At 54.8% G+C, this 18359-nt stretch carries 11 protein-coding genes, 1 tRNA gene and 1 riboswitch; of the genes, 9 read left to right on the top strand and 3 right to left on the bottom strand.

The features are described from left to right. The first annotated feature begins 83 nt into the window (after window positions 1-83). From HMPREF1627_RS06490 to HMPREF1627_RS06450, 9 genes are all read left to right on the top strand, one after another. Window positions 84-773 carry a metal-dependent transcriptional regulator gene (locus HMPREF1627_RS06490; protein WP_034502416.1) on the top strand — a complete coding sequence of 230 codons (690 nt, stop codon included), beginning with the start codon at window positions 84-86 and terminating at the stop codon, window positions 771-773. A gap of 136 nt (window positions 774-909) precedes the next feature. Further along, a riboswitch (cyclic di-AMP (ydaO/yuaA leader) is annotated at window positions 910-1076 on the top strand. Next, entirely contained in the window at window positions 1077-1796 is a 720-nt protein-coding gene (locus tag HMPREF1627_RS06485; protein ID WP_034502210.1) for a C40 family peptidase, read from the top strand. 130 nt (window positions 1797-1926) lie between these two features. Continuing rightward, window positions 1927-2856, top strand: a complete 930-nt coding sequence (locus tag HMPREF1627_RS06480; RefSeq protein WP_034502207.1) for a universal stress protein — start codon at window positions 1927-1929, stop codon at window positions 2854-2856. A gap of 71 nt (window positions 2857-2927) precedes the next feature. Then, window positions 2928-3000 (top strand) — tRNA-Arg (locus HMPREF1627_RS06475). 128 nt (window positions 3001-3128) lie between these two features. Then, window positions 3129-4394 carry an MFS transporter gene (locus tag HMPREF1627_RS06470; protein ID WP_267958473.1) on the top strand — a complete coding sequence of 422 codons (1266 nt, stop codon included), beginning with the start codon at window positions 3129-3131 and terminating at the stop codon, window positions 4392-4394. Window positions 4395-4630: 236 nt separating this feature from the next. Further along, the gene (locus tag HMPREF1627_RS10510) at window positions 4631-6046 is read left to right on the top strand and encodes an Ig-like domain-containing protein (RefSeq protein ID WP_034502201.1); all 1416 of its coding nucleotides are present in this window, start codon (window positions 4631-4633) and stop codon (window positions 6044-6046) included. A gap of 288 nt (window positions 6047-6334) precedes the next feature. Beyond that, window positions 6335-7645 (top strand): Ig-like domain-containing protein, encoded by a 1311-nt coding sequence (locus tag HMPREF1627_RS06460; protein ID WP_034502198.1) that lies wholly within the window; start codon window positions 6335-6337, stop codon window positions 7643-7645. A gap of 379 nt (window positions 7646-8024) precedes the next feature. Continuing rightward, complete coding sequence (locus tag HMPREF1627_RS06455; RefSeq protein WP_234305274.1) at window positions 8025-9332, top strand: Ig-like domain-containing protein; 1308 nt, start codon at window positions 8025-8027, stop codon at window positions 9330-9332. A gap of 412 nt (window positions 9333-9744) precedes the next feature. Continuing rightward, a complete protein-coding gene (locus HMPREF1627_RS06450) occupies window positions 9745-11019 on the top strand; it encodes an Ig-like domain-containing protein (protein WP_034502195.1) in 1275 nt (424 codons plus the stop codon). Between the two features lie 420 nt (window positions 11020-11439). On the opposite strand, the gene HMPREF1627_RS06445 is transcribed toward HMPREF1627_RS06450, so the two are convergent. The 3 genes from HMPREF1627_RS06445 to HMPREF1627_RS06435 form a co-directional block, all read right to left on the bottom strand. Continuing rightward, window positions 11440-13008 (bottom strand): molybdopterin-dependent oxidoreductase, encoded by a 1569-nt coding sequence (locus tag HMPREF1627_RS06445; protein WP_034502191.1) that lies wholly within the window; start codon window positions 13006-13008, stop codon window positions 11440-11442. A gap of 354 nt (window positions 13009-13362) precedes the next feature. Then, window positions 13363-15105 carry a pyruvate dehydrogenase gene (locus tag HMPREF1627_RS06440; RefSeq protein ID WP_034502188.1) on the bottom strand — a complete coding sequence of 581 codons (1743 nt, stop codon included), beginning with the start codon at window positions 15103-15105 and terminating at the stop codon, window positions 13363-13365. A gap of 201 nt (window positions 15106-15306) precedes the next feature. After that, a complete protein-coding gene (locus tag HMPREF1627_RS06435; RefSeq protein ID WP_034502185.1) occupies window positions 15307-18336 on the bottom strand; it encodes a hypothetical protein in 3030 nt (1009 codons plus the stop codon). Window positions 18337-18359 lie beyond the last annotated feature (23 nt).

The raw sequence follows: 18359 nt of genomic DNA, 5'->3' as shown, positions 1-18359 counted from the left end.
TAACACGCGGTTTTGTGCGCTTTGACACGCACTGTGGCGAGAAATATGTACTCTAGGCTCAGTGCCTAGCCATGGAGGAAACCGTGAGCGACCTGATTGATACCACCGAAATGTATCTCAAGACGATCTTCGAGCTCGAAGAAGATGGAGTGACGCCTCTGCGTGCCCGCATCGTTGAGCGCTTGGGGCACTCTGGTCCGACGGTCTCACAGACAGTGGGGCGAATGGAGCGCGACGGCCTCGTCCATGTGATGGGGGATCGCAGGCTGGAACTGACAACTTTGGGGCGCGAAAAGGCGGTTGAAGTGGTTCGCAAGCACCGCCTCGCAGAGCGCTTGCTAACCGACGTCATTGGTTTGGACTGGGCGTGTACGCATGAGGAAGCGTGCCGCTGGGAACATGTCATGTCGGACCAGGTTGAAAAGCGCCTCGGTGAAATTCTGAATAACCCAACGACGGATCCCTACGGAAACCCCATTCCCGGTACCGATGCTACGTCTACGGGGATCTCGATGGAGCTCGCCCTGCGGATGGGGGGCACGAATTCCGCGGTCGTTACCCGAATTGGGGAACCCATTCAGGCAGAGACCGACCTCTTGGCTGACTTTGCCCGCCTCGGGGTTCTTCCAGGTGCGGAAATCGCTTTTGAAGCGGATACGCGGCAGGTTCTCCTTGAGGTGACTCGTGCTGCGGATGGGAGTTCGGTAACACAAACGGGTGCGGTTCAGCTGCCGCTCGCGCTCTCTCCGCATTTGTTTGTCGACCTGAATTAGCCCGCTGACCAGCATGTCTGGGAAATGCCTGTAAAACCTTAAGAAAACCTGTAATAAGTTCGTCATCCTTTCGTTACATTCGCGTGACATTTTGGGGATGCTACGCTAGACTAAAACAAGGCGAAAAAAGCCGACCGCTCTTCGTTCACCGAGGTTGAACCGCGAAGAGATTGGGAAACTAAGGTTCAACGCGGGGAAACCAATTCCGACCCTTCGCGGTCTTGGGGTGAAGCTTGGGAAACCAAGCCGGGCACTCCCGCCCGAACCCGACAGCTCACCTCGCAGGTCTAAGAGGAGAAAATTGTGACAACAGCAAAGCCTGCCCCGCGGCACCGTAAGGCCCGCCGCCCGATGGCCCCTGTTTTCGACCTGGCTGACACTCTCACGTCGTTCAAGACTCCGCTTCGTGGCACTGCCGCTGCGTCAGCCGCTGGACTTGCACTGACTGCTGTAGTCGGTGGAGCTGCAACTGCAGCCCCCACCGCTCACGAAGCTGCGGTCGATACTTCCACAAACACCGCGACCGTTCTGCCTACGACTGTTTCGGTCCCGGATATCGCCTGGTCTGCTAGTGACGAAGTTTCCGCTTCGGCTGAAGCCCCGGCTGCTGTTGCAACGACGAATGCTGCTTCGCGTGATTACACTCGCGCGGATCTTGGCACTTCTGCCGCTTCGTCTGCTGCAGTGAACCCCGCGGGCTCTGACATCGTCTCGATCGCAATGTCTCTCACTGGCATTCCTTATGTCTACGGTGGCTCTACCCCCGCGGGCTTCGACTGCTCTGGTTTCACCCAGTACGTCTACGCCCGGGCTGGTATCTCCATTCCCCGTACTTCCGGCGCGCAGGGTGCAGCAGGCACCTTCGTCTCGGCTTCCGAGGCGCGCCCCGGTGACTTGGTGTGGCACGCCTACGGACACGTGGGTATCTACGCCGGTAACGGAATGGTTATCGAAGCAACGACTCCCGGCTCTGTGACGAAGATCCAGCCGCTGTGGGGTAACTACAGCTTCGTGCGCTACTGAGTTTTCCTGTGTGAGTGAAGGGGTCGCTTCTGCGGCCCCTTCACTATTTCTCTGGGGATATCCTGAACCCCTGACATTTCACCGTGGAATAGGGCAAAATAGAGGCGACGGCAATCACGAGGAGGTAGTCATGGGGACATCAGAAGTGATTTTGGTCGGAGTCGATGGCTCAAAGGAGAGCTACGCAGCAGTTAAGTGGGCAGCTGAGCGTTCAAAGGTACGTGATTGCCGCCTTCACATTATTTGCACCTACGCAGTTGCGTCCTATGCGGCAGCAACCCTTGATGGGGGTTATGCGGTTCTTGATGACGCTGCTCTTAAGGAAGGTGCGTCCCAAATCGTTCAGCAAGGCGTCGATCTTGCGCGTGAAATCGGTGCGACGAACGTGCACGGAGTCGTTGAGGCCGGAGATCCCGCGGGGATCCTCATCGATATGTCCAAGGAAGTTGACCTGATCGTGGTGGGATCGCGTGGCGGGGGAGGCTTCGCGGACCGTCTGCTGGGAACGGTTTCCTCTGCTCTTCCTGCACACGCGAAGTGCCCGGTCGTCATCGTTCCGCGTCATACATCCGGTAAGGGCTTCACTCCGGTTGAGAGAATCGTTGTTGGCTCCGATGGGTCGGAAGGTGCAACCTCTGCTCTGAAGCGAGCGATCGACGAGGCTGAGCTGTGGGATGCTCGTCTGACGGCGGTTGCAGCTGTTCCGATGGCAACTGGGACGACCATGATGGCGTGGCTTCCCGCAAATATCGACCGCGATGCCATGCTGAAGGACGTCAAGGAAGGCCTTGACGCGGCTGTCGATCAAGCTCTGGACGGACGTTCACGCAAGGTCGCGCGCCATGCGCTTGATGGGTCTCCCTCGTCTCTGCTCATCGAGTTCTCGACTGCGGTTGATCTTGTTGTTGTGGGGACCCGAGGCCGTGGTGGCTTCGCCGGGATTTTGCTGGGATCAACCTCGCAGACGGTGATCGCGCACTCGACCTGTCCCGTTATGGTTGTTCCTTCGAAGCATCACGACGTGCTGCCTGATCCGGCACAAGAGTGGACAAGGCGCTAAACACTCCCGAGCCTCGGCGTTTCGGTCGCCTCTGAGAAAGAGCTGCGCGAAATGGTAGTCTATGGGGGTGCGCCCTCGTAGCTCAGGGGATAGAGCACCGCTCTCCTAAAGCGGGTGTCGGACGTTCGAATCGTCTCGGGGGCACAGAAGATACAAAACGACTTGGTTTTCAAGTCGTTTTTGTATTTTTCTATTCGGAGAGGACTCCCCAGATTTGCACGGTTGCACCATCGGGGTAGTGAAGAAATAACGCAAAGCAGCATGGGGGAGAAGTGAACAGGGCGATTGGGCGGTTACTGAGCCATCCTCTCACGCGCAATTCCGCTTTCATGCACCTGTGGGCCGGCCAGACCGCAGCTGAGTTCGGTTTCCAAGTAGCCACTCTTGCAACCTCTGCAATCGCTATCTCTCTATTGCACGCCACGGAGTCTGAAATCGGTATTCTCACCGGTTTGCAGACGCTCGCATTTCTCCTGATTGGTCTTCCCGCGGGTGCGTGGGTTGATCGCTGGCGTAAACGCCGGGTCATGATTGTTTCTGACCTTGCTCGGGTTTTCGCGCTTATTTCGATTCCGATCGCCTATGAGTGGTTTACGCTGACACTCACGCACCTGATGATTGTTGCTGCGCTCTTAGGACTTGCGACAGTCTTCTTCGATGTTGCCTACCAGTCCTACGTCCCTGCAATCGCATCCACGCGGTATATCGCGGCTGCGAATGGGCGGCTCGAGGCCTCGTACCAGGTTGGCGCTGCAGGTGGCCCCGGTCTAGGCGGCTGGCTTTTGGGTGTCTTTGCGCCCCCTTTGGCCTACGTATTTACCGCAGCGACTTACGTGTTTTCAACGGTTGCCATTTGGCGGATTCGAACGCCTGAACCTCAACCAGCACGCTCCAGTGCTTCTCTGTTCGCTCAAATCCGCGAGGGATTAAGTTTCGTTCGACATGAGCGCCTGCTTTTCCCTTTGTTTTCGTGTATCTCCTTTGCTGCGTTTACGGGTTCAGGGGTGCGCGTTCTCTTGCCAATTTTGGTGCTTCGAACACTGGGCATGAATGCGACGCAATTGGGGGTCCTTCTGAGCGCGGGTGCACTTGGTGGCATTCTTGGATCAATGACACGTTCCCTGTGGCTTGGGCGCCTAGGGATCGGGCGTTGCATTGTGATCACTTACGTCATTGGAGTCTCGATCCTTGTCTTGCAGCCGGTAGCGCTTCACGTGCCCGAGATCGCTGGCTGGGTGATTGCCGGTGCGGGAGTGGTTTACTCGTACTTCATTACCATCTACAACGTGACGCAGATGAGTTTGCGGCAGGAAATCTGTCCCAAGTGGATGCTTGGGCGCATGAATGCGACCTTCCGTTTCGCGGTGTGGGGAGTGATGCCCCTGGGATCGGTCGCTGCAGGCCTTCTTGCGTCTGTTGTGGGTGTCGAAGCTGCAATGTATGTCTTTATCGCGCTGTCGGTTGTGGCTGGGATTGCGATGAGCTTTACTCCCGCTGCTCGCATTCGCGGGGTCAGTGCTGCTGAAGACCTCTCCTGAACCCGTGGGGTTTCGCATAGTGGGATTTTCTGCTAGAGATTTCAAGCTGAATTTTAACTGGAAGCAGTTTTGGGACTATCGAGTCAAAAACCTGTGAGTGGGTCGAATAAGTTCGGCTATATCGGGGCAATAATGATGTTTTACTCAAGAAAAGCTGGGTTGCGGCTGATTGTTGCAGTGATAGCATTCAGGTAGCTGTCGCTCAATGACACCTCCTGAAGAAAGCTGTTGACATCATGGATCTTGACGTTACGAGCGTGAGGACGCGCCGTGTTCCGCTTGCGACTGTAGTTGCGTGCTCGCTTGTGGGGGTAAGTGCACTGACAGGGATTGCTTCTCTTGCTGCGCCCGCTCAAGCTGCAGAGATTAATGCCATCACGAACGCGATGATTCGAAATAGGTCCACGCCCGCTGGTCCGAACTATGTCTATGACAACTACAATCTGACTTTCGCCTTCGATACGACTGGTAAGACTGTCGCTGAAAATGACACTTTGAGCATTCAGCTGCCCAGTGAGCTTCGCACTCGAGCCGCATCTTTCAATGTGACAGATCGGGACACTGGGGGAGTGGCGCTCACATGTTCGATTCCAGCAGGTGAGGGTCAAGTCTTAAGCTGTGCCTTCACTGACTATGTGACGACGCACGACAATGCCAGGGGTGATATTCACGTTGTGGCAGATATGGTTCGTCAAACGACTACTGATACTTTCAGCTTCACGATTAACCACAGTGTTGAGATTGATGCGACCGTTCCAAACGGAAATATCGTCAAGAATACGAATGGCTACGCTCCTGAGACCGCGTACAAAAATGGATGGCAATTGCATGAAGGTCACACAGAGCGTTTTACGTGGGAAGTCTCTATTCCTGAGCGTCAGATCCAATCGGACACCATCAGCGTCACTGACACCTTTGATACTGCCCATGGCGGCTACAAACTATTCAATGAGCCCGGAGCAAATGCCTGGCAGCGGACGCGTCTGTATAAGTGGAATTCTCTTGATGACTTTAAAGCTGATCCCGAGCATCAGAACTATGCCGAAAGCATTAAAGTCAATGGCTCGGTTAATGGCGGTACATTCACTCTGACTGAAACTTCTGCAGGATTCGTAGCCTCATTCCCGAACTCAAAGAACGATGCGTACTACCTGCTCAAGTACTACACAGAACTGAATGTTCCCGCTAACGCAACAATCGGAAGTACCTTCAAGAACACTGCAGTCGTGAACGGGCAGGTTACCGAAAAGACGATTGCGATTGAAACAGTTGGGTGGGGAGACGTTGATGGAGAGCTGAAGGCTACGCCAACGCCTACCCCTACTCCGACCCCGACGACGAGTACGCCGGCACCGACTCCGAGCGTGACCCCCTCTACGCCGGCGCCTTCGCCAAGCACCTCTAGCCCGACCCCCTCGGTGAGGACCTCTACTCCGACACCGTCAGCGACGACTCCGCAAACGAGCTCGCCAACCCCCTCGCCTTCGGCCTCGACCACTATCACTACACCTGCTCCTCGCCTCAGCACTCCGCCTCGTCCGAAGGAAGCGCTTGCGCATACCGGAGTCAACTCTGGGATGCTGCTGGGCAGCGTGGCGTTACTAATGGCGCTTGGAATGTCTCTACGCCAACGTCGCAAGGCTCTAGGCTGAGGAGCTCAGCTTGCTCCTTGGAGATTTGTTCGCGCGGGCCTGCAATGAGTCCACCATGGATACAAGCGCGCGCAGTGAACAATTTGCGAAAAGTTAAAACTGGGATTTTCCTATGAGCATTTACACATGAATTGCGTATTGTTCCCGAAAACTTGGCGGAATACTTGCGTTTCGACCCTGAATAATTATTGTTTCCGAAATTTAGTCTGGGGTAATGCTGAAGGTCGGCGTGCTAACCTGTTGATATCTGGTCACGTGAGTGACGTTTCTTGAGAAAGATTTAACTTCATGATTTTCAATGCTTCAGGCGCGCGTCTCCGCCGTGCCTCGGTGGCAGGTGCACTTATCTGCGCACTCTCCGGTGCCGGTGCGATGACGGTGATGACCGCGTCTCCATCTCGTGCAGATCACGTGCCCGTCGAGGTAAACCAAGTTGTTAAGAACGTCGTAATGAAGAACCGTTCAACTCCGAACGGCCCCAACTATGTATGGGATAACTTCACGATGGACTTCAGCTTCGATACGACTGGTACGGATGTTTCCGAAACGGATACTGTCACCATCCAGCTGCCCAGCGAGCTGCGCACCCGCGAAGCCTACTTTGACGTCACAGATAAGAACACCGGTGGCGTCGCAATGAAGTGCGTTATTCCCGCCGGTGTCGGCCAGACCCTCCACTGTGCGTTCACTGATTACGCCGATGAGCACGTCAATATGAAGGGTGATATTCACGTCCTCGCGGATATGACTCGCGCGACCACTTCAACTCATTTTGAGTTCAAGATCGGCCACGACATCACCCTGCCTGCAGATATCGAAAACGGGAATGTCATTCCGAACCCGAACGGCTACGCCCCCGATACTCCGTGGAAGTATGGCTGGCAGCTGCACGAGGGACACAAAGAACGTTTCACCTGGGAGGTCTACATCCCAGAACGCAACATTCACTCGGGCACTATTTCGGTGACTGATACCTTCGACACTGCCAATGGCGGTTACAAGCTGTTCAATGATCCCTCAACGGATCCGAATGCTTGGCAGCGCACGCGCTTGCTCAAGTGGAACTCTCTTGATGACTTCAAGGCTGATCCGAGTCACGAGAACTACGTTGAGAGTATTCCCGTTGGAGGAACCGTCAATGGTGGCACCTTCACCATGACCGAGACCTCGACCGGCTTCGTTGCTTCCTTCCCGAACTCTAACAGTGACGCGTACTACATGATCAAGTACTACACCGTGCTGAATATTCCCGAGAATGCAAAGCCTGGGAACGTCTTTAATAACAAGGCCGATGTCAACGGAATGACCGCTGAGCGCGATATCGCGATTGAAACAGTTGGCTGGGGCGACCTCGAGTCTGATCGTCGTCCTACCCCTCCGACTTCCACAACGTCGACACCTCCGGCAACCACGGTGACCCCCTCGCCTTCTGAATCCACTACCGAGGCCACGCCCTCCCCGAGCACGTCGACTACCCCTTCACCGAAGACCTCCTTGGCCCACACTGGTGCTATGACTGCTCCTGCTATTGCTCTCGGAGCATTGGGACTGGCCCTGGGCGTCGCGCTCATGCGTCGTCGCGAGCAAGCCTCGGCCTAAGGCGAGTATGTAACTTCGTGTAGAAACGAAAGTATGATCGTGGGCCCCATCCGAAAGGATGGGGCCCATGGTATTACCCAAAATGAGCGGTGATCAGGGGCTATTTGCATGAATGTGTGCCCTTGGTCAGTTCATGGTCCTTGGAAAGCTTGGAGTTCGAGCAATGCGGCTTCCTTCAAGTTATTAATTTCTTACGATCTGTCAGAAACTGAGACTTCTTGAAGAATATTCAGGAATGTACCGGGGAAGCTTTTCGGCCGACTCGTGAAAGGCGTTGGAATTACGCGGATTTAGAGGGTAAAAAATTGTTGTTTAGGCAATGGAGGCTGAATTGAAGCTGAATGTGATCGTGTTAGCCTGAGGGCGTCGAGTCACGTATGTGACATCCCTCCAGAAAGACAAGAATGTGATGAATAAGGATGCTACGCGTGCACACGTGCTGCGTGCTTCAGTTGCTGGCACGATTGCCTGTGCATTTGTGGGAGCGGGAGCTCTCACTGTGTTCTCTCCGACGTTACCTGCTGCTCAGGCAGTAGAGGTTGATGTTGTTACTGGCGTGATGATGGCGAATAGTTCGCATCCGCATGGGCCAAACTACGTCTGGGATAACTACGTCATGGATTTCTCTTTCGATACAAGCGGTAAGGCTGTAACCGAAGGAGATACGATTACTATTCAGCTGCCTAGTGAACTGCGTACTCGCGCTACCCACTTTGATGTTGATGATAAGAATGGCGGTGGAACTGCGCTTAATTGTGCAATTCCGGCAGGCGAGGGGCAATCGCTTAGCTGTGTCTTTACCGACTATGCAAAGCGACATGTGAATATGAAGGGCGATATTCATGTTCTTGCGGATATGACTCGCGAATCGACTTCTGATTCTTTTAGCTTCACAATTAATCACACTGTTACGCTGACGGCGACCGTGCCTAATGGCAATATTGTGAGGAATACGACCGGATATGCGCCTGTTGATCCCTACAAGTACGGTTGGCAGCTGCATGATGGCCATAACGATCGTTTTACATGGGAGATTTACCTCCCCGAACGTAATATCACGTCGAATACCATCAACATTACTGATACCTTTGACACCTCCCACGGTGGCTACAAGCTGTTCAATGATCCTGTGCCTAATGCTTGGCAGCAAACGCGCTTGTACAAGTGGAATTCATTGGCTGATTTCAAGGCGGATGTGAACCATCAACATCCCGCACAAAGCGTCAAAATTGGCGGTTCTGTCAATGGTGGAACCTTCACCTTGACTGAGACTGCGGATGGCTTTGTTGCTTCTTTCCCGAACTCGAATAGCGATGCCTACTACTTGCTCAAGTACTACACAGAACTCAAGATTCCTGGTTCTGCAACCGTTGGCACCAGCTTCAAGAACACTGCAGTAGTTAACGGGAAATCGACCGAACGGACTATTGCTATCGAGACTGTTGGATGGGGGGAACTTGAGGGGCAGTTGAAGACAACTCCTCCGACGCCCTCTGTGACTACTCCTCCCACGACTGTGCCTTCTCCTTCTGAGTCAACGACTGTTCCCTCGCCGAGTGTGAGTACGACGGTTCCTCCGAAGAAGAGTCTTGCGCACACTGGTGTGAACCCTGTTCCGGCCATTGGTCTGGGTGCTCTTGGTCTTGCTCTTGGCGTGGCCTTGATGCGTCGCCGTCAGCAGGTGTGAAAATCTGAGCCTCTAAAATAGAGCGAAACCGTGTGGCCCCCACCCAAAAGGTGGGGGCCACACGGTACATATTAGTGTTGTTTTTGCAGTTCAGAGCGGGTGTTAGTTGGTGAATATTCCCGTGTGGTCAGTTGGCGTTCCGCGAAAACTGATTAATTTTGCTGTGTGTGGATTCTTCATTGATGCCAATTCTTTACGTGTAGTCAGAAACTGGGACTTTACTAAGAAAATTTACACGTAAATTACGTGTTTTAATATAAAAAACTTGGGTATTTCGTCGAAACTTCGCGGTTTTCTTGTTGGGAATATTCGCATTTTTGCGCAGAAAAGCTGAAATCAGACTGGAAAATATCGTGCTAGCCTCTTGATGTTACGTCACGGAAGTGACCACCCTCCAGAAAGACGGAATGTCATGAATATCGATGCAGCGCGCGAAGGACTGAGTCGTGCTTCGCTCGTTACTGCCCTTACATGTGCACTTGTCGGTGCGGGCGCACTGACTACTTTTGGACCAGGCGTTCCCACGGCCTCGGCAGTGGAAGTCAACAACGTTGTCACCGGCGTGACGATGACAAACGAATCCAGCCCCAACGGTCCCAATACGATTTGGGATGAATTTTCAGCGGATCTTACTTTTGATACGACGGGAAAGAATGTCTCTGAAGGCGACACTCTGACAATCCAGCTTCCGCAGGAACTACGTACTCGTAATGCCGATTTCGATGTGATCGATAAGAACGGTGGCGGTGTTGCGTTGAAATGCTCCCTGCCGTTTGGTACTGGGCAGACCGTAAACTGTGTCTTCACCAGCTACGTGAATACGCATGTCAACGCTAAGGGTGATATCCACGTGCGAGCTGACATGGCCACAACCACGACGACGAATCGCTTTAGCTTTACAATCGGCCACTCGGTGACCCTCGAAGCCGAGATCGATCATGGCAACGTGATCTCGAATCAGTACAGCTGGGTTCCTCAACAGCCATGGAAATATGGGTGGCAACTCCATGAGGGGCATAACGAACGCTTTACGTGGGAAATCCATATTCCTGCGCAATCGATTCAATCGCCGGTTATTTCCATTACTGACACCTTCGACACCTCCAATGGGGGCTACAAACTATTCAATGATGGAGTGAGGAACCAGCAGGCGCGCCTACTCAAGTGGAATACGACTGCGGCCTATCGGAACGATCCTTACCACCAGCATCCGAGCGAACTCGTATGGGTTGGTGGTTCCATTAACGGCGGCACCTTCACGATGACCGAAACTGCTGATGGTTTTGTTGCTTCTTTCCCGAACTCGAATGACGATGCGATCTACGAGCTCAAGTACTACACCGAACTGAAGAGTCCCGAGGGCCTGAAGGTCGGCAACGTTTTCAATAACACCGCAAACGTCAACGGCCAGACCGCGACCAAGACCGTCGCCATCGAAACCGTCGGTTGGGGAAATGTTGAAAGCCAGTTGCGCACGACCCCTCCGACTCCCTCTGTGACTACTCCGCCCACGACTGTGCCTTCTCCTTCTGAGTCAACGACTGTTCCCTCGCCGAGTGTGAGCACGACGCTTCCTCCGAAGAAGAGTCTTGCGCACACTGGTGTGAACGCTGTTCCGGCCATTGGTCTGGGTGCTCTTGGCCTTGCCCTGGGCGTGGCCTTGATGCGTCGACGTCAGCAGGCGTGAGTGTTCCTTTTGCCTCGACCTCGAACTTAGGTTCGAGCGCGTGAGGTAGCAGAGTTTCTGAGGTAACCGAAGCTCAGAGAAAGAGGAATGCTCGAGGAATAGGCTCTCGCGAAATATGCAGGTGGGTCCCGTCCGTTTGGATGGGACCCACCTGCGTTTGAGTCTCAAGCGCGACCGTCGCGTTCGGCCTTCGTAATTAACACATGAAGTCGACGAAAAGCATGGATTATAGCCTGTGTCTTTTGTCGACTTCGTGTGCTGGGTAACAGGGGACTGCCCGTTGCCTTGGAGGCAGCGCGACCTCGCCTTAATTCCTTAGCTCTCCACGCGAAGTCGTGGAATGACACAGCTTATTTCATGTGTCTTTTGCCGACTTCGTGTGGAGTAGAGGAGTGGATAGGCCGGATGGCCCCCAGCGCTTTATGCGCGTGCGTCGAAGTGTTGCAGACCGGAGTCCTCACGGGAACCGCCTTGACCGTCTCCGACATCGTGGTAGTCGTGAATCCATTCAATGCGGTGAACCCATTTGACCATCTTGTAACCGTGTTGGGAATCAGCACGCAGACGCAGGGGACCGCCGTAAACGTCGGGCAGGGGCTCACCGTTCATGGCCCATGCCAGGATGCATTCATCATCGTCAATCATGGAGGCGTCGAGGCACTCGTAGTACGGGGTTGTCGGACCGCCGTCGTACATGTGTCCCACGTGTCCGTAGGAAGTAACCATGACGTAGCGCGCGCCCTCGGTTGGCTTCACCAAAGCTAAGACGTCCTTCAAACGGATGCCTTCCCACTTTGCAATGCCAGTCCATCCCTGCATGCAGGTGTGCATGGTGATGTTGGTGACGTGGCCAAGTGCCTTGAGTTCATCAATCGAGAAGGACTTCTCTTCCTCGACCAGGCCGCCAATCTCCAAGCGGTAGTCCTCGAAGCCGCGTTCACGCATTTCAACCCATTCTTCCGATTGCTCGCGTGTCGGGGGACGAGTGTTCACCCAGTGGAAAGGCGAAATATCGTCTTCGGTAAAAGTGCCTGTCTTGACCTGACGAGAATGCATCTTGTCGAGGGTAAGTGAACGGATAGGCTGGGTAGCTCCCCAGACCAGGCGCTGTGCGCGGCGCTTGTCAGCCAATGACCAGTAGGAAGCGCCGATCCATAGAGCGATTGCAAAAACAATTCCAAGGATTAGCATCGTTACAGCTTGAGCGAATTGCGCTGCAGTGATGTCGTTGTAGTTTTCGCCCAGCATCATGTGTGCGATGTTGTACTGCGGGTGAACCACGAAAACCAGGGCCACGTGAATCACCACAAATACGCAGTAGAAAGCCATTCCAAGGAAGTGAATGGAACGCGCCGTCTGACGGTTGTGGAAGAGCTTGACGTAGCGGGGGAAACGTCCTGCGAAGGTCGGGGACATGATCGGTCCGGTTGCGATCATCAAAGGTGCGACGATGAAGACGACTGTGAAGTACATGAGCTTCTGCAGAGCGTCATAGGGCTGGAAGTGCTCGATCGAAGGGATCTGCAAGCCCATGTAGATCTTGGCGCTTTCCCAGGCCTCGGGGAAAATCGACCATGACGTGGGGACGATTCGGCGCCACTGGCCGGTTCCAAAAAGCAGTGCAACATAGATGAAGCCGTTGAGCAGCCAGATCGAGGTAACCAGGGCGTGCCATGCGCGTCCAAGTCCAATTTCGCCTCGTCCGGGGAGGGAGATCAGCGGGTGAAGACTGCGCTGATCGTCGCGAGCGGTGAACTCGCCGGGGACGGTCGAAACCTTGTCCTTGGTGAATTTGATCCACTCAGAGCCGGGGGTGCAGTGGTTATTCCAGTATAGTCGCGGGTGAGATGCTAGAACTTCCCAGCCGGATCGAATGAGGAACCCCATCATGATGAAGTTGATGAAGTGGGTGATTCGAAGCCACGCGGGGAAGGTATCTAGATCAACACCGTTCACGATATTCGCGACTGCAATAAATGAGTGCGACATGGTGATTCCTTAGTCGATTCTGACACGGTGACACTTTCAGTTTAGGACGCCTTCGTCATAAAAAAGGGAAAAACCAAATTTATTTACAAAATAAGCCCGAAGTGTCATATTCGCATGCGTATGCAGAAAACGGCAATTTTAGGAATAAATATAGAGATAGTTTCTGAATTGCGGAGAAATTATCGCTGATGCTTGAGGGTGAGAGTGTTGGTGTCAAAAGAAACGTGGGACCTGTGTCCTGATTGACGAGGCCGTGGCGGGGATGTGCGAAGAAGTGCAGGCTACCCGGCCGCGGCCTCGTCAAGGAGAAGAAGCGCTATGAGGGAATGCAGGAAGCGCCCCCTCACCTCATGCTTACAAGCGCGGAATGTTACGCATATTCGACGTTGCCATTGAAACGACCTCGCCAGCGCCGCGGTTCAAGACGATCTTGCTCATCGCTGTCGCGAAACCAATCACCTGGCCCGAACGGATCTCAGGAGGAAGCGAAAGCGCATTCGGATCAGTCATGACTTCAACTAGGGCCGGGCCGTCAAAAGCGAAGGCTTCCTCGAGAGCCGCGCGCAGACGCGTCGGCTCCGTGACGCGCTCGCCGTGGAAGCCGACCGCAGAAGCAACATCAGCGTAGTTGACGTCGTGGACATCGGTGCCGTAATCGGGAAGGCCGTTGACCAGCATCTCCAGCTTGACCATGCCCAACGTCGAGTTATTGAATACGACAACCTTGATGGGCAAATCATGCATGCGCGCGGTGACCAATTCGCCCAAGAGCATTGCGAGGCCACCGTCACCCGAGACCGAAACGACCTGACGATTCGGGTATGCGACCTGGGCGCCAATAGCCATTGGGAGAGCATTCGCCATCGAACCGTGGAGCAAAGAACCAATCAGGCGACGGCTCCCAAGGGGATCGATGTAACGCGCAGTCCACACGTTACACATACCGGTGTCGGCAGTGAAGACTGCATCCTTTGCAGCAACCTCGTTGAGGATGTGTGCCGCATACTCGGGATGGATCGGCTTCATGTGCTCCGCATTGCGCGTGTAGGCGCCGACGGGGGAGTGCATGATCTTCGAGTGCTTCTTCACCTTTGCCTTGAGGAAAGCATCCGAACGATCGCGGTCAAGCAGTGGCAAGAGCGCTGCGATCAGGGGTTTGACGTCACTGTGAATGGGAAGCGAAACATCGGTACGACGGCCCAGCTTTTCGGGGCGGTTCTCAACCTGAACGGTGAACGTATTGGGCAGGAACTGATCGTAGGGGAAGTCGGTACCCAGCATGATCAGAACATCGGCATCGTTCATGCCTTCAGCAGCGGCACCATAACCCAGCAGGCCGGTCATACCGACATCAAAGGGGTTGTTGTACTGGATAAAATCCTTACCGCGCAAAGTATGGCCGATTGGGGCCTTCAAAACATCAGCGAGTTCGATGACCTCATCGTGTGCGCCCTCAACACCGGCACCGGCAAAGATGGCAACCTTCTTTGCACGGTTGAGGACGTCTGCGAGCTGGCGGACATCCTCCTCATTCGGGGTGAGCACGGGACGGCGGGAGGGAACGTACTTTGGTGAAGGCGAGCTTGCCTTGAGATCAGAGACATCGCCAGGAAGACTGATGACCGAGACTCCAGAAAGCTCAACGGCATGGCGGATCGCGGCGTTGACGACGCGGGGTGCCTGCTCGGCGCTGGAAATCAGCTCGTTATAGACCGAGCACTCGTTGAAGAGGCGATCGGGGTGGGTTTCCTGGAAGTACATCTGGCCGATCTGGACGCTGGGAATGTGCGAGGCGATAGCCAAGACAGGTGCGCCCGAGCGTTGGGCGTCATAGAGACCATTAATGAGGTGGAGGTTTCCCGGGCCGCATGAACCTGCGCAGACAGCGAGCTTGCCGGTGAGCTGGGCCTCGGCTGCCGCGGCGAAAGCAGCGGCTTCCTCATGACGGACGTGAACCCAGTCAATCCCGCCCTTTTTGCTGCCGCCAGACTTACGGATTGCATCGACGACGGGGTTGAGTGAGTCGCCAACGATGCCATAGACGCGGTGGACGCCGGCGTCGATGAGTTGGGCAACAAGCTGCTCTGCAACGTTCATAGTCGCTCCTTGGTTAAAGTGTGCACGCCCCGCAAGCTATCAACCATCAAGCGAATACTTACGGTTCGCGCCGAACAAAACCAGTGTAGTGCGACGAAAGTCCTAGTGATTCGTTAGCGTGAGGCAAAGAACGTTTACAGGAGTGAGGCAGAAAACGAAGCTGGGGGTTATCAGCTTTTCCGACTCCTTGAAGTCTTCCCCTTATGCCTCGCCTTGGTCGCTGAGCTGCTTCTCAATATCTCGAGCAAGAGCGCGAAGCTTGCTCCCGCTGGAGTGAGCCTTCTTCGCAGTCTCATTGAGCTCAGTGACCAGGTCACGCAGTGCATCTGTATCACCAAGTTGGGTGTAACAGTCGGCCAATGCAGCAAGTGGGAAGGGGTAGTTCTGGCTATCCTTAATCTCTTTTTGCATCTCGTGGGACTGCCTCAAAATCGGGATGGCGATCTCGGGCTCATTTCGCTTCATGTAGACCCATCCCCGGATGTACTCGATACCCGCCCGAAGGAAAATAAGCTCCTCGGAATCAATGGTTTCGCTATAAGAATCCAGCCATGAAATGCCAGCTTCTGCTGCCAGCAGTGCCTGATCCTTATCGTCATCCGAAGGGCTACCAGAGGGAACAGTCAGGTAGACATTCGCCTGCATACGACGTAGGGCAATGACGGAAGAATGATCGTTCATACGCTCGGCAACCTTGAGCGCGTTCGTGATGGCCGTTAGACGAAGCGAACGATCGCCCAGTTCCTCTGCTGCCTTATTCGCAATTTCGCCTGCACGAGAGGCAGTCGGGAAGCAACCGCATTCGATCAGTCCCGGAATTGCCGCTGTTGCCGTATCAAAGGCTTCCTGATCGTTGTCAATGTTCAGGTAATACTCTGCCAGCGCTGTACGCAACAAGGCGGCCATCGTTTTGCCAAACCAAGATCCCGTGCAGGACAGAATCGCCTGCTCAAGGATTTCGATCGCTTCCTCGCGTCGCCTCACCGCGACAAAAGCATCCGTGATGAACTTGGTTGAGGCCAGTCCAAGAGAACGCAGAGGTGTACGCGAAATGATCTCGTTCATTCGCGTTGCCTGGGAAGCTGCCTCGGCTGATTCACCGGCCTTCAGACTTGCGACACAAATGATCAAGCGTGCGAAGAAAGCCGTGTAGGGGTCCTGCGTCGTCGAGCGTAGGACTTGGTCAGCTGACTGGGCTGCGCGTCGAAAATCCTGTGCCTCAAGAGCAAGTTCGGCGCGTTCCAAAAGGATTGTGCGCTTGAAGGCTTCTGGCTTGGTACCGCTGCGCACGCAAGCGGGCTTCAGGGATTCGAAGATATCAAGGCTATGCATTGCCTTCTCAATATCGCCGCATTCGAGATAGTTTTCGCCGCAGGTCGAGAGGCTATCCTCGATGGTGGACAGATCGAATGCGCTGATCTTTCCGCGGTTGATCGTCGGCACCATTTGGGCAATCTGACTCGTGAAGCGATCAAGGAATTCACGTACGCTTGCGCGGAAATCGGCAGAGACTTCTTCACCTTGCCACGACAAACGACTGAACTCGCAGGAATACTTGAGGAGCTCGAGCTGTGAGCTAAACAATTCCTTGCGGCTCATGATTGTGCCGGCTCGCCCGAAGACCTTTGCAAAGAAACCAGGAGTAACAACCGGGGCATCATCGCTCATCGAGGCGATCACCGGTGCGACGCGCGCATAGATACCTTCGAAAGCGCTGTATTGTTTGCCCAATGTCATGAGCGTCTTTGCGAAGTTAGCAAAGAGCAGAGCCTCTTCAGGATTGCTGGTATCGAAGTCCAGATCCGCGATGTTTTCGGATGAAGCTAAGGCCCAGTCGGTTAGAACGTTGTTTTCAACACTGAAACCAATGGCATCTCCAATTGCCATATAGCGCTCAAAAGCCTCGCGCATCGAGGCCGGAGGCTTGGGAACGTCGTAATCCACTGCGGGGTAGGGGTCCGTCTCATCAATCGTTTCGCTCTTGCCGCGGGAAGAGCGCGAGGGAGGAATCGGGCGGGCCTCTTGTCCTTCAACCGTAGAAATCGGCTCCGGCATACTCTCGCGTTCGCCAACGAGTTCAAAGCGCCACTCGCTATTCGCGCGCTTCTCGGCCTCGTCGTCAACGGGGCCAGCCTCAATAATTTCACGAGTCAGCACAGTGCAGTAGTCATTTCCATTGCGCTTATCGAAGAGCGCAGCCACGTCTAAAGCCCACCCGCTCAGTCGATCGGCGACCTCAGACAGAGGCGTATTGGCGTCAAGTCGTGGACCTTCGCACCACTGGGAGTGCCCCGTGCACAGTGCTCCCAAGGGTTCCTCTCCCTTACCGCGCTTAGCGGCCTCGCGCGCGGTCAGTGCAGCGCCTCGGAGATAATCCATGAGCAGCGAGGCGTTCTCCGCCTGAGAAGTCAGAGCGATGCTGTCACGCAAGATATCGAGCGCGCGTTGCCATCTGCCTGAGCGCACAAGGAACTCCATGTGCAGGCCAAGGTAATCCATAGTGTTAGCGACGCCACGATGGTTATGGTATGAGCGTACGTGTGCTTCCCAAGCGGTGTCCGGACGACCAGACATCAGGAGGGGAATCATTGCATGAGCGCGAATACTGTAAGGCTGAGCGGCGCACGCCCCCTCCTCGTCGAAGAGTGGCATTGCGGTGGCAACCGCACGCTCCCAGTCCTTTCGGGCCGTGGCCTCGGCAATCTGCTTCTCAGGATCGCAGCCAGCACAGTCACAGATCTCATCGCGAGGGGTTGCGCGCCACAAGGTCAGCGCCTCCCGGGCCTCGTCAAGGTCACCCTTGCGCAGTGCGAGCATGACGCGCACCCCGTGGACAACATGCATGGAAAAGCCCTGTTCGGAAACAAATTGCGCCAAACCGGTCGTCAGTTCCTCGAGCTGCTCGCGTGAAACAGCGGGGTTGCGTCCTGCTGCGGAGACCGTTCCCTTGTAGAGCCAAGCGAGCTCTTCGATCTGCTCGGCATCGAAATCTGCCGGATTCTTCTCGAACATGTTCAGGAGGGTTGACAGAGGCGCCAAAGCCTTCCACTCTTCATTTCCCTGCTGATAGGACATGGTGAGTTCGAGGTAGGCATCGATCTTCAGATCGGTCTCACCTTCGAGGGCGTCTGCCCACATCGCTGCTTGCGCGATCTGCGCGCTTCGAGAGGGAGCCCAGGGGAGCTGTGAGGCGTACTCGAGGAGATCGCGAACTTCTTGTGCGTTTGGCATGGCTGGAGGGTCCTTTGGAGAGA

Origin of the sequence: Actinomyces sp. S6-Spd3 (assembly GCF_000758755.1) — a bacterium.
Lineage (GTDB): Bacteria > Actinomycetota > Actinomycetes > Actinomycetales > Actinomycetaceae > Pauljensenia.
Note: the sequence above shows the minus strand (reverse complement) of the source record. Positions and strands in the feature narration are given on the sequence as shown.

Bases quoted from the DNA above. Each gene is read 5' to 3' on its own strand.
- HMPREF1627_RS06480 (WP_034502207.1), top strand. From the start codon at position 1,927: ATGGGGACATCAGAAGTGATTTTGGTCGGAGTCGATGGCTCAAAGGAG.
- HMPREF1627_RS10510 (WP_034502201.1), top strand. From the start codon at position 4,631: ATGGATCTTGACGTTACGAGCGTGAGGACGCGCCGTGTTCCGCTTGCG.
- HMPREF1627_RS06460 (WP_034502198.1), top strand. From the start codon at position 6,335: ATGATTTTCAATGCTTCAGGCGCGCGTCTCCGCCGTGCCTCGGTGGCA.
- HMPREF1627_RS06450 (WP_034502195.1), top strand. From the start codon at position 9,745: ATGAATATCGATGCAGCGCGCGAAGGACTGAGTCGTGCTTCGCTCGTT.
- HMPREF1627_RS06445 (WP_034502191.1), bottom strand. From the start codon at position 13,008: ATGTCGCACTCATTTATTGCAGTCGCGAATATCGTGAACGGTGTTGAT.
- HMPREF1627_RS06440 (WP_034502188.1), bottom strand. From the start codon at position 15,105: ATGAACGTTGCAGAGCAGCTTGTTGCCCAACTCATCGACGCCGGCGTC.
- HMPREF1627_RS06435 (WP_034502185.1), bottom strand. From the start codon at position 18,336: ATGCCAAACGCACAAGAAGTTCGCGATCTCCTCGAGTACGCCTCACAG.